At 39.3% G+C, this 12,523-nt stretch carries 13 protein-coding genes; 6 read left to right on the top strand and 7 right to left on the bottom strand.

Going from position 1 to position 12,523, the window contains the following annotated elements; all coding sequences use genetic code 11:
- A complete protein-coding gene (locus tag CWB60_RS07300; protein WP_058549914.1) occupies window positions 1–399 on the bottom strand; it encodes a hypothetical protein in 399 nt (132 codons plus the stop codon).
- A gap of 67 nt (window positions 400–466) precedes the next feature.
- A complete protein-coding gene (locus CWB60_RS07295; protein WP_104643975.1) occupies window positions 467–886 on the bottom strand; it encodes a DUF3429 domain-containing protein in 420 nt (139 codons plus the stop codon).
- A 265-nt stretch (window positions 887–1,151) separates the two neighbouring features.
- Here CWB60_RS07295 and ahpC point away from each other — a divergent pair, with 265 nt between their 5' ends.
- Entirely contained in the window at window positions 1,152–1,721 is a 570-nt protein-coding gene (gene ahpC / locus CWB60_RS07290) for an alkyl hydroperoxide reductase subunit C (RefSeq protein ID WP_138578599.1), read from the top strand.
- A gap of 156 nt (window positions 1,722–1,877) precedes the next feature.
- Window positions 1,878–3,461 carry an alkyl hydroperoxide reductase subunit F gene (gene ahpF, locus CWB60_RS07285; RefSeq protein ID WP_054981773.1) on the top strand — a complete coding sequence of 528 codons (1,584 nt, stop codon included), beginning with the start codon at window positions 1,878–1,880 and terminating at the stop codon, window positions 3,459–3,461.
- A 113-nt stretch (window positions 3,462–3,574) separates the two neighbouring features.
- Here the strand turns inward: ahpF and CWB60_RS07280 are convergent, their stop codons facing one another.
- The 3 genes from CWB60_RS07280 to CWB60_RS07270 form a co-directional block, all read right to left on the bottom strand.
- A complete protein-coding gene (locus tag CWB60_RS07280; RefSeq protein WP_138578597.1) occupies window positions 3,575–3,826 on the bottom strand; it encodes a hypothetical protein in 252 nt (83 codons plus the stop codon).
- A gap of 17 nt (window positions 3,827–3,843) precedes the next feature.
- Window positions 3,844–5,871, bottom strand: coding sequence for a hybrid sensor histidine kinase/response regulator (locus CWB60_RS07275; protein WP_138578595.1), 2,028 nt, complete (start codon window positions 5,869–5,871; stop codon window positions 3,844–3,846).
- A 180-nt stretch (window positions 5,872–6,051) separates the two neighbouring features.
- Window positions 6,052–6,273 (bottom strand): hypothetical protein, encoded by a 222-nt coding sequence (locus CWB60_RS07270; RefSeq protein ID WP_055014458.1) that lies wholly within the window; start codon window positions 6,271–6,273, stop codon window positions 6,052–6,054.
- Between the two features lie 447 nt (window positions 6,274–6,720).
- Here CWB60_RS07270 and CWB60_RS07265 point away from each other — a divergent pair, with 447 nt between their 5' ends.
- The 3 genes from CWB60_RS07265 to CWB60_RS07255 are packed head-to-tail and all read left to right on the top strand — an operon-like array spanning window position 6,721 to window position 8,833.
- On the top strand, window positions 6,721–7,008 hold the full coding sequence (locus CWB60_RS07265; protein WP_029774445.1) for a hypothetical protein: 288 nt from the start codon (window positions 6,721–6,723) through the stop codon (window positions 7,006–7,008).
- On the top strand, window positions 7,005–8,600 hold the full coding sequence (locus CWB60_RS07260) for a PepSY-associated TM helix domain-containing protein (protein WP_138578593.1): 1,596 nt from the start codon (window positions 7,005–7,007) through the stop codon (window positions 8,598–8,600). Before CWB60_RS07265 ends, CWB60_RS07260 begins: the two co-directional genes overlap by 4 nt.
- Window positions 8,597–8,833, top strand: a complete 237-nt coding sequence (locus CWB60_RS07255) for a hypothetical protein (protein WP_138578591.1) — start codon at window positions 8,597–8,599, stop codon at window positions 8,831–8,833. The genes CWB60_RS07260 and CWB60_RS07255 overlap by 4 nt, the downstream gene beginning before the upstream one ends.
- Here CWB60_RS07255 and CWB60_RS07250 read toward each other — a convergent pair.
- Window positions 8,830–9,666, bottom strand: a complete 837-nt coding sequence (locus tag CWB60_RS07250) for a patatin-like phospholipase family protein (RefSeq protein ID WP_138578589.1) — start codon at window positions 9,664–9,666, stop codon at window positions 8,830–8,832. The genes CWB60_RS07255 and CWB60_RS07250 overlap by 4 nt on opposite strands.
- A 354-nt stretch (window positions 9,667–10,020) precedes the next feature.
- Between CWB60_RS07250 and CWB60_RS07245 the strand changes: the two genes are divergently transcribed.
- Entirely contained in the window at window positions 10,021–10,893 is an 873-nt protein-coding gene (locus CWB60_RS07245; RefSeq protein ID WP_138578588.1) for an SMP-30/gluconolactonase/LRE family protein, read from the top strand.
- 9 nt (window positions 10,894–10,902) lie between these two features.
- On the opposite strand, the gene CWB60_RS07240 is transcribed toward CWB60_RS07245, so the two are convergent.
- Window positions 10,903–12,345, bottom strand: a complete 1,443-nt coding sequence (locus tag CWB60_RS07240) for a diguanylate cyclase domain-containing protein (protein WP_138578586.1) — start codon at window positions 12,343–12,345, stop codon at window positions 10,903–10,905.
- Window positions 12,346–12,523: the final 178 nt, after the last annotated feature.

The following is a 12,523-nucleotide window of genomic DNA, read 5'->3' as shown; positions in this document are numbered from 1 at the left end:
TTAAGCGGACTTACTCGGTGTTTGCTCATCATTACTGGCAATGTTTTGAGAGTGAGCTGCGTGTAAACGATGAAATGCAAGGCGGGTTTTAAGCCCTTCAATGGCTATTTGTTTTAAAATTAAATTAAAGGTAATTAAAATAGCAAACACTATATGAATAGGGCCATGAGAAAACCCAGCTTCTGGGTTGTAAAGTGTTAAGCCAAATAGCATGAATAGTACAACTAAAAATATTTCAATTAGTTGGTTTGAATAAAAGCTTAAACGGCCTTCATTTTTGTGATCTTTTTTAATGCTTATAGCGCAAAAAAATGGAATAACTTTAATTTTAAACGCAGCGTTTTTTTCTACGTAGTTTTCGCCAAGTTCATTTAGTTGTTGGCGTAATGTATCAATCATGGTGCGTCCTCAAATATCAGTGCGCGGATGTTACACCATTACGCTCGTTAGGTTAAGTAGCTCGAGGTTATTTAGGGTAAAGGCTCATACCTATGGTAAGTATGTGGCACACAAACACGACAGAGGTAAGCACAAATCGCATTTTTTGATAATCTTTATGGTAGGTTTTCCATTGCGCTGTGGCTTTTTCAAATATAAGTACCAACCAAAAACAGGCTCCTAACCAGGCAAGTGCCCACTCAACAGGCAGAAAAGATAAAAATGGCACCGGGATTACAGGTAAAACTGCTTTTATCGCATCGCTATAGCTTTGCATTCCAGCGCGCCATAAATTACCAGCCATAAAGGCAAGTATGGCAATGCTATAAAAAGTAAAAAACTCTAAGTTTACACTGTTACTTCCAAACACAAGCGGCCATGCTACGCAGCCTAAAAATGGCAATAACCCTAAATAGCCAAGTTGAATGTGATTAATAAATTTTTCCATTGCTGCATGCCTTATGTATAAGTGTTTTTAAGCTCGGTTATTGTAGCAGTATTCTTAAAAGATAAATAAATTAACCACTAATAAATCAGTTACGAAAAATGCTTATGAATAGTTTAATCTTAAAAATCGATTGTTTTAATCTAAACAATCAATTTTATTTAATTTGTCGATGGGCTTATTGTATTAATCAAGCCAACGCGAAAGGCCACACATTTTGGCTGCGTTGAGTAACTTAAAAACACTTTAAATACAAATGAGGAATACTATGAGCACTTCATTAATCAACACAAAAATTCAACCTTTCAACACAACTGCATACCACAATGGTGACTTTGTAGAAGTGTCTGAAAAAGACGTACTAGGTAAGTGGTCAATCTTCTTCTTTTACCCTGCAGATTTCACGTTTGTATGTCCTACTGAGCTTGGCGATGTTGCTGATTACTACGAGCAGCTACAAGAAATGGGTGTAGAAGTTTACTCAGTATCAACTGATACTCACTTCACGCATAAAGCATGGCATGACACGTCAGACACTATTGGTAAAATTAAATTTCCAATGATTGGCGACCCAACTGGCCGTATTACTCGCAGCTTTGGCGTTATGATTGAAGATGACGGCCTTGCACTTCGCGGTACTTTTGTAATGAACCCAGAGGGCGAAATCAAAGTAATCGAAACGCATGACCTAGGTATTGGCCGTAGCGCTAAAGAGTTAGTACGTAAAGTACAAGCTGCACAATACATTGCAACTCACGACGGTGAAGTTTGCCCTGCATCTTGGCAGCCAGGTGAAGACACACTTGCTCCTTCACTAGACCTAGTTGGTAAAATCTAAGTACAGGTTTACCCACTTTTATGAGGGCAGGTAACTGCCCTTAAACCAACATCATTTCGTTTGTTGGTGCCTCCTATCTCAACTCGGACTCATTAGCACATGCATTAGTTGGCATGGGAGGCTTGCTGTTTAAATTTTCCTAAAAAGGGTTAAGCCATGTTAGATAACAACATTAAAAATCAATTAAAAAGCCATTTTGAATCGCTTACTCAACCTGTTGAGCTGCTTATTGCCTTGGATGACAGCAAAAAATCAGCAGAAGTAGAAAGCTTAGCAAACGATTTAGCCTCGCTAAGCGATAAGTTTACGGTAGTGAGCAACCCTGATTCGAGCGCACGTCGCCCATCTATGGTTGTGCATTCACCTGAAAAAAACACCCACATTACGTTTGCTGGCGTACCTATGGGTCACGAATTTACAAGTTTAGTGTTAGCGCTTTTACACACTGGCGGACACGCAAGTAAAGCAAAAAGCGAAGACATTGAACAAATAGAATCACTCAATCAAGAACTTAATTTTGAAGTATACATAAGCTTAAGTTGCCAAACATGCCCGCAAGTAGTGCAGGCGCTAAATACAATGGCAGCAACAAACAGCAAAATTAAAGCAACAATGATTGACGGCGCACTCTTTCAAGACGAAGTAGAAGAGCGCAATATTTTAGCAGTACCAGCTGTGTACTTAAATGGCGAACCATTTAGCCAAGGTGCATTAAGCCTTACCGACATTTTAAATAAAGTAGACACTAAAGGCGCGGCTAAACAAGCTGCAGCATTAAGCGAAAAAGACGAGTTTGATGTATTAGTAGTCGGTGGCGGACCTGCGGGTGCCTCAGCCGCTATTTACTCTGCTCGTAAAGGGTTAAACACCGGTATAGTCGCCGATAGATTTGGTGGCCAAGTTGCCGATACGTTGGCTATCGAAAACTTTATTTCGATTAAAGCCACAGAAGGCCCAAAGCTTGTTGCTCAGCTTGAAGAGCATGTTAAAGAATACGATGTAGATGTAATGCATAACCAACGCGCAGCAGGGCTTGGTCGCGGTAGTAATGGTTATGAAATTACCCTTGAAAACGGGGCTACTTTAAAAGCTAAATCGCTTGTTTTAGCAACCGGTGCACGCTGGCGTGAAATGAACGTACCTGGTGAGCAAGAATATCGCGGCCATGGCGTAGCTTACTGCCCACACTGTGATGGTCCGCTATTTAAGGGTAAGCCTGTTGCCGTTATTGGTGGTGGTAACTCGGGTATAGAGGCGGCTATCGACTTAGCTAACATTGTAGAGCATGTAACTGTGCTTGAGTTTGCTGATACGCTGCGCGCTGACGAAGTCCTTATTCGTAAAGCGAATAGCTTAAGCAACATCACTATTATTAAAAATGCGCAAACCACTGAAGTAGTAGGCGATGGTAAAAAAGTAACCGGACTTAATTACACTGACCGTGTAACAGGTGAGGAAAAATCATTAGCACTTGCAGGTATTTTTGTACAAATAGGTTTGATCCCTAATACCGAATGGTTAAAAGAGAGCGACCTTACACTAAGCAAGTTTGGCGAGATAGAAATTGACGCTAAAGGCGCAACCTCATTACCGGGCGTTTACGGTGCGGGTGACGCGACAAATACGCCGTTTAAGCAAATCATTATTGCAATGGGTAGTGGTGCAACAGCAAGCTTAGGGGCGTTTGATTACTTAATTCGCCATAGCGAGCAAAGCAACCAAGACCAAAATGCAGCTTAATAGGCAAACCTTCTCTTGATGTAACAGCAATAGGTACACCCAAAAGCTGTTTGTTAACCCAAGCCGCCCTCTCCAAAGGCGGCTTTTTTTTAATGTTTATAACAATATCTCTATCAATCACAGCCACCAGAATCCCCACCGCAATCATTATTAGAGTGTGAGTTATTACTAGCATAAATTGAAGAGTCAGTGCTTGTATAAGTTGAACGGCCTTGTGATGCCTTACCACTGATAAACGTAACTAATAGCAATATGCTTGATACAATAACAACGATTATTGATGAACCCCATTGCTCAGTGGAAATGCCTTTAAATATGGCTAACAACAGTACAGTAAAAAGTAATGTTCTTATTATATTTCTCATAGTATGTCCTTACTAAATTAAAGCGAATTTACTTTAGCTGTATGTTCTAAGGCATTAGAAAGCGCTTTTTCTATGTGCGGAAGCTTAAACGGCTTAGAGACAAACATATCCATGCCTGCTTGCTGGCAAGCTAGCTTATCTTGCGACGATGTATTAGCAGTTAGCGCTACAATGTAGGTGCTTTCGCTAGGGCAAATACGTTGCGCTCTCAGCGTTTTAGTGGCTTCAAAACCATCCAGGATTGGCATAATGCAATCCATAAAAATAAGGTCGTAATGCTTTTGCTTACACTTAAAAATAGCGTCTTGGCCATCAATGGCGCAGTCGGCTTTTACGTTTAACTTATCAAGAGAGGCATCAAGCACACGGCGGTTTATATCGTTGTCATCAACAATAAGTACACTGAGCGAATGGCTGTTTAACTCAATTTTTGATTTAATATCGTCTATTATTTGCTCTTTACCAAGCTCTAGCGGAATATTAATGCTAAACGTTGAGCCTTTTTGTAGCTCACTTGTCACCTTTATTGTGCCGCCCATGTATTCTACAAGCTCTTTTATAATTGCTAGGCCAAGCCCTGTGCCCCCTTTATTATTTTTAGCGTCAACCTCTTGTGTAAATGGCGAAAATAAAGACTCTAAAAAGGCAGGGGTCATCCCGCGACCAGTGTCAGAAACTGTGATACCAAGAGATAACGCATCGTTATTATTTATGAGCTGTGTTTTAAGTTTTACATGGCCTTGCTCGGTAAATTTTAATGCGTTACTTAATAAGTTAGAGGTAATTTGGCTCAGGCGTGTACTGTCGCAAAAGGCCCAGCAGCTATCATCAATTGTATTTTCTATGATTAATTCAACATGGGTTTCTTTAAATAACGGGGTATATAAAGAGGCTAAATCACTAAATATGGTTTTAAGCAGTACATCGGTTGGCTCTAGTTTTAATTCACCATGATTAATTTTAGAAAAATCGAGTACTTCGTTGATAATATTTAGTAAAATATCAGCGCTGCGTAGCGCTATTTTTATTTTTTCGTCTCGTTTTTCAGTGTCTTTTTCATCTATTAAGGTGGTGAGCATGCCAGTTATGCCATTTAGCGGGGTGCGTAACTCGTGGCTAATTTTAGCAAATAGCATACTTCTATCTTCTAACATATGCTCTGCTTCGGCTTTTTTCTTTTTTAGCGCTTCTCTAAGTAAGATTGATTCGGTAATGTCTTGAAATGTACCAAATAGCCTTATGCAATTACCTTCGTGAAACTCGGCTTCGCCAAAAGTCGAAATCCAAATTTCTTGGTTTTGTGCTGTGATAACCTCAAGTTCTAAATCCCATTTTTCACCTTTGTTTATAGCGTTTTCTACCGCTTTATTTATGGCTTCTCTGCTGGGGCCCTCTTTGTAAAACTCAATTGCGTTATCAACTATTGGCTGATAGTCATCGGCTACCTGATGAATGCGTTTAGTTTGCTTACTCCAATAAACTTTGTTCTCGATTAAATCGACCTCCCAAGTGCCGATATTCGCGATGTTTTCGAGCTTTGACAGGGTGTAGCTATTTTTTAAAAGTTGCTCTTTAGTGTCTATTTTTGCAAATTCAGATCCTAACCACTGAGCAAATAGCTCAATGTAATCGTAGGCTTCGTCGCTAAATGCAGTTGACTCGTTAGGCGATGAAAAGTTAACCGTGCCAAAAGTTTTATCGGCTACTTTTATAGGTGCGCCAATGTAGGACTCAAGTTGAAAATTTATGTAACAAGGGTGAGTTGCAATCGTACTTTGTGAGGCTTTATGAAACGATAGCGCCGAGCCCGCAGATAACGTATGGACGCAATAGGTGCCATCTAGCTCAAATTGTGTACCGGGTAATAAGGCGTTATCGGGTGTTATAGCATGTAATACTGTGTACGTATTAGCATCAATTTTACTAATTATTGCTACATCAAGGCTGAACACTTCTAGGCCAAACGCGAGTAGGTTTTTAATTTTAGAATTAAAATCCAGAGTTTGGTCTGAGACTATATCGTGAAAACGCCTTAAAAAGTTCACCGCAATTACCTTAATTGTATTTTATATCGTTATGCGTATCGGCAGATAGGCACATTTATTTATATGTTTTTAACAGTTTATACCAACAGGCGTAAACCGTTGAGCAATATATTGAGTAATGGGTGTTAGGCTATCAACACGCGAACTTAATTGTTTTGCTCAATTAGCAAACTTTTCCGATTAATAGGTAGAATTAGGCGTGTATTCTGGGTTTATGTCGCCGCCTACTTCTTCTGGGTCTACATCGTTTATAAGTAACACTTCGCGCACGGCTTCAATATGATCAAGCACTGTTTGATAGCGCTCGCCATATTCGTACTTTGTTACTTCAATTGCTTGCGGCATGTAAGTAAATGCAATTTTTAGTGCGTGTAACGCCTCTGGATTGATTTTATCGCTCATAAATTTCTCTCATTTTATCAATGTATAGTGCTTTGTTTTACAGCTGCTAAAAGAGCCTGCCTAGGGGCAATTAGCTTTTTGCATATGCCCTAACAAAATAACAATAATTATAGAGTTTGTTGACTGTTAAAGTTAAAAATTTGCCTGTTTAGCCGTTATTTTAATTCACTAAGCAGTTAATCACTGATCAGCATGATAACGCAGTTGTTTTGGGATTATTTAAAAACATTTTTAGCTCATCATATTTGCCTACCTAAATACCAAGTATGCTCAAAAAATGTAATTTTATAAATAAACAGGCATTGATTATGCGAATAAAAGGGAGCTTGTTAGCTTATTAAGTAACGATAATATGTTGCATAAATTTACAAATGCGCAATATAATGCAAATAGTTGTTATTTGCATGTGCAGGTGTGCGCGCCTGCTATTTATTAAATGAGCTAAAAATGAATAATAAAAAAACCTTTAGCGCTACAAAGCGTCGCCATTTAATGGCGTGCGTATTGGCATTGGTAACCGCTACGGTGATGATAACCGGGATGACTACCTATTTGCCCTTACAAATGAGTGAACAAATTTTACTGCCTATTTTACTGTTTCCAATTATTTGGGTTGGGCTTTTTATATATGCCTACATTAGCGAAAAAGCATGGCAGCCATTTTTACTCATGATCACTTTGTGTTTAGTGCATGGAATTTTAAGTTATTTTGCATTAATGCAGGGGCAAGGATGAAATCAATTACTTTAAAAAAGCTATTTTTATTACATAGTTGGGTGGGCGTAGTAACCGCCGTTTTATTGTTTGTTGTGGCATTTACCGGCGCGTTAGCAGTACTTGCAAGGCCTGAGCTAAAAATTTGGGCCAACCAATCACTGCAGCAAACTCAACATATTCCTAATAGTGAAATAAGCACATTAGTTAATACATACCACGCTCAAGTGCCCAAAGAGTTTGGTGAAAACATTCATGTGTTTATGCCAACAGGGCATAATTTTCACTTACTGGCTTTAGTATTTGAATCACACCATGGTGATGAAAATTACCAGCAAGAAGTACTTCGGGCATTTGAATTTGACCCAGCAAGCTTAGCATTGGTAAATACCTACTATGGCCCAAGTAAGCAATATTATGCCAATAGAAAAACAGATGCAGCCAGCTACATTGGTGAGTTTCACGCTGACTTACATTTAGGGCGACCTATAGGGCTTATTTTAACTGGGTTTTTAGGTTTAACATTATTAGTAAGTACGGTAACTGGCTTATTTATACATCGTAAATTAATTAAAGAGCTGTTCACCTTAAGGTGGCTTAAAGGCTTTGATGTAACCATAAGTGACGGCCACAAAGTAATGGGCATTTGGGGCAGTATTTTTAATATTGTAATTGGCTTTAGCGGCGCATTTTTGGGGCTCGCAACCGTAATTTTACTACCTGCAGCAGCCTTTGTTAGCTTTGGAGGCGACCAAGATAAGTTGATAGAAACTTTTACAGCTATTCCTGAGCCAATAATTAGTTATGTAAATCAGCCAACTAACATAACCGCTATTTTAAGTGATGCGCAGCAACGCTACCCACATGCAGTTATTTTAGATGCCACGGTAATGGCGCATAACGATGCTAACGCACAAGTGTATTTACGCCTTTTAGGAGGCGAAGCCGTGGCTTCTCAGTTATTGCATTACAATGGGCAAGGGGAGTACATCACTTCAATGAGTAGTTTTGGCGATATAGCTGGGGTATCAATTAAAATTATTGAAATACTCTTCCCACTCCATTTTGGTAATTTTGCTGGCTTATTTGTGAAGTTACTTTGGGTAATGCTTGGCTTAGCATGTGCCTTAATGCCACTTTCTGGCATGATGATGTGGTTAGCAAAGCGTACCAGAGGCAGCACACCAACGCTTAGCGCTGACGCGTATGCAAGGTGGAACCGCTTTATTATAGGCAGTTGCGGTGGTTTAGTGCTTGCTTGTTGTGTGTTATTCCCTGTGCAAGTACTTTTAAACTATGCCGTGGCTGGTGTTGAGCACAATGCATACTTTGGGCCGGTTTTTTTTTATGCGTGGTTAGTATGGCTAGTAATTGCAGCATTTTGGCAAAACTATAAAAACTACTTTAGAGCAACCTTGTTGCTTTGCGCCTTATTCTTAATAAGTGTTTTACCACTTAATAGTATATTGGGCGTTAATAATATTATTAACGCAAACAGTACCCTAGTGGCATTTACAGATATTAGCTTTTTAATTGTTGGACTGGCGTTTTTATGGGGATACTTAAAAACAAAACCTGATGCCATAGCACTTGCAGAGGTAAAAGCAGCATGAACACTGTTATGATAGTTATTGCACTAGGGTGTTTACTGGCCGCTTTATTATTAATGAGAAGTAAGCTCTTCAAAGTAGCCTATAAATGGCTGTATTGTAGTGCTTTAATAGCTATTGCCTTAGCGTTTTTTATACATGTTTACGCTGTGCTAGCGGGCATTGTATGCACCATTGCAGCGTTTACTGTAATGGGCATACTGGTTGCGCTATCTAAAGGGAAACAACACACTTAGCTTAAAAAGGCTTTGGCTGTATCAATTCCCATTTTGTACCCATCGTTAAGGCGTTTAACATTTTTGGTTGTACGGCCCACTCTAAATTGAGGCGGTGGAGCAATAATATTGATTTTGCAATCTTCAGGCGGATTATTAATAAAATCTATGCTGCTGTTATAAACATGCGCTCTGTTAATCGTGCTTTTTACTAAAGCAGGGTAGTTTTTATAAAGTTTTTTAGTTAACCACTGCGATTTACTTGGCTTTTTTCTATAGCCTAGTGGCTGCGAAAGCACCACGGTTATTTCTTGAGCGCCCATTTCGTATGCTTTTATTACGGGAATAGAGTCTGCTACGCCGCCATCGGTCATCGCAATATCATTAATTATAGGGTAGTTACGATACGCAATTGGTATCGCGCACGATGCCTTAAGTTGCTCTACCATCGCATCACTACTTGCTTTGAGGTAATGGGGCTGCCCTGTGGTGATAGCTGTAGAGACGATATAAAATTCGTGAGCCGCCTTTGCAAAGGCTTCTGTATTGAGGGGGATCTCTTTAATGGTTGCTTGCCACAGCCAATCTAAATCAAATAAGTGGCCGCCTTTGATAAAGCGCGCTAAGTTAATAAATTCAGGCCGACACGAAAAATCGGTAATAACATGGTAGTTACGTTTAGGTTGTTGGCATAAATAAGCGGCTATATTGGTAGCGCCAGCAGAAACCCCAAAGTAATTAGTAAAAGGTTGATAGCGCTGCGCTAAAAACTCATCCAGCACTCCGGCGGCAAAAATACCGCGCATTGCACCTCCCTCAACCACTAAAGAATGTTTATTGTTATTATTAATCATACTATTACCTCCCTTTTGATGATATTACCAACTAACCATGTAAAGCGCGATAAAATGCTGAAATAATTATACCCATTTGCCACATTACTTAATTCACTTAAGGGATTAAACTTGGCGCTAACGGCGCTAAAAATTTTGATATAAACAGAGCAATAACGAAGCTTTTATCCTGTAATCAACATGGTTTAGTATTTAAAACTAAATCACTTAATTAAGCTATTTGGTATTAGTGCACTGTTTGGCTTAGCAAAAGCATTTAGCTGCTAATATGCTTTGTTTAATCGTAAGTGTTGGGTATTTCTGATAAAGTATTTATTAATACAAGGCTTTGTTAATATTAAAGAATCGTTATTTATGACTGACTCAAGTGTGACCGTATTTAGTAACATGCAAAATAAGTTAGGTGAAGGCCCGCTTTGGCACCCTTTGCTTGAAACGCTATTTTGGGTAGATATAGAAAAAAACCTGCTGCTAAGTAAGTGTTTAACAAAGCCTGACTCACTAACACAAGTTGAAATGCAAGATACGGTTTCGGCTTTAGCGTGGCTTGATAAAGCACATCTTATTATTGGCACCAGTACGGGTATATATAAATACCATATAGCTTCTGGGGTGCGCCAAACGCTCACATTTTTAGAAAATACCCAGTCCACACGGCGCTCTAACGATGGTCGGGCAGACCCTTGGGGTGGTTTTTGGCTAAGCACTATGGATACAAACGCCCGCTCAGGCGAGGGTAAAATTTACCGTTTTTATCGAAATTCGCTTAATTGCGTGGTGCAAGGTTTAACCATTCCCAACGGGTTATGTTTTGATAAAGCGCGCTCACGTGCTTATTACTGCGACTCAAAAGCCAGCTGTATTTTTACTTTAAATGTAAACCCAGACAGCGGCGAGCCTATATTACCCGCCCAAGTTTTTTATCAATTTAAAAATACCCAAGTAGACCCAGATGGCTGTGTGATTGATGCCCTTGGCAACTTATGGCTTGCGGTATGGGATATGGGCTGCGTTATGTGTTTATCGCCAGATGGGGAGGTTTTAAACACACTGCCACTTGCTGCAACAAAACCTACAAGCGTTGCGTTTGGTGGCAATAACGCACAGTGGCTATTTGTAACTTCTGCAGATGACAGTAATGTAAAAACTAACCAGTCATTACAAGGTAATGTATTTAAAATATCAGGTATAAAAAACGGGCAGCTAGAGCCGCCCGTTACTTTATAATAGATTTAGTTATGTAAATTGGCACACCTTATTACGGCCTGTTTCTTTTGCGGTATAGAGTGCTTGATCGGCTTTGCTTATAAAGCACTGTGGCGTGCTATTTCTATCAGGTGTGGCTGAATAAAAACCGATACTTAATGTTAAGTACTCACTTACGGTTGAATTATTGTGTTTTATGCCTGCCGCGTTAATTGCTTGTTGAATTAAGCGGGTAAATTGTTGGCAGTCTTGCTCACTAGTTGCCGGTAAAATGACCGCAAATTCTTCACCGCCATAGCGCGCGGCTAAATCGCCTTCGCGTTGGCATTGCGACTTAAGCGCAGCTGCCACCTTAACTAAGGCTTCATCGCCTTGTTGATGGCCGTAGCTGTCGTTGTAATTTTTAAAAAAATCTATATCGCACATAATTAAGCTAACGGGTTGCTTAGCACGTGCGCAGCGTTTAATTTCGCTCTCTAGTGCTTTGTCAAAACAACGTCTGTTTGCAATTGCGGTTAGGCTGTCGGTATTTACAAGTTGGTTAAGCTTTTTATTTGCGGTAATTAGCTGTTGTTGAATATGCTGAAGCTCTTGCTTGTAGTTTAAGTTTTTAAACGCATTAGCGATTATTTCACCTACTAGTTTTAACCTAATTAAGTCTAAGTCTGTCCACTCACGTTTTTGCTTTACACAATCACAACCAATAAAGCCTACTAGCCCCTTATCGTAGCGAAGGCCAATACACAGTACAGATTGAATACTTTCACGCTCGAGTTCTTGTTTTTCTTTAGCCGCTTTTTCTGGGAGGCTGGCAACATCATTTACTTTAAATAAATGTGTTGTGCCCATTAAATTAGCAAAGTAGGGGAGAGAGTTTTTTGGTATGTGCTGTAGTTGATCTTTAAATGGCTGAATCCCTTGGTTAACCCACTCATGGGTGTTACGCATTGACTTACCATCGTCAGAAAATTTAAATAAGTAGCTCCTATCGGCATGGCATACAGTGCCAATGGCTTTAAGCGCAAACTCTATATGAGTATCAATATCGTCAATTTGAATATCTATTAAGTCGGTAGAAATTTTTGAAATAATTTTATCAAAGTTATATTGCGCATCTTCGTTGTGTTCAATTATCTCAAACGTAGCAATGTATAAGTGACTATTTAGCGAGGCAAGTTTGGCGTTTAGTAATAGGCCGTGCGTTTGTTTTTGTAAAAATACGTGGCAGTTAGTATTTATAACTAAGTATTTTTCAAACAATTGAGCAACAGTAAATTGTTTTTTACTTTCTGGACTACTTAACGTGAGGTGCTTAAAGTCTGCATCTTTTAAAGTTGGCTGTGAGGGTAAATCAAATATACTCTGCGCTTGAGTGTTTGCATTATAGGCTTGTGTTTTAGCATCATAAAGTACAACGGCAAACGGAATAAGCTTTATAGTACTCCACATATCTTCGATTGGTTTTAAGCCCACTCATTGCTCCAGTTGATTTTACATACAATTTAATTGTTCCTACTATGTTATTTAGTACAACTTTAGCTATTTTGCTAAGTTTTTAGTGCGTTTAAGAGGGCTTCGTATTACAATTGCTACTGTATATCATTACCCTTTTCTACTCTAAGCCACCTGACGGCTTATTTGCATTTTAAGT

Origin of the sequence: Pseudoalteromonas sp. S327 (genome assembly GCF_005886415.1) — a bacterium.
Classification (GTDB): Bacteria; Pseudomonadota; Gammaproteobacteria; order Enterobacterales; family Alteromonadaceae; genus Pseudoalteromonas; species Pseudoalteromonas atlantica.
The sequence above is the reverse complement of the archived record's forward strand: the minus strand, read 5'-3'. Positions and strand labels throughout refer to the sequence as shown.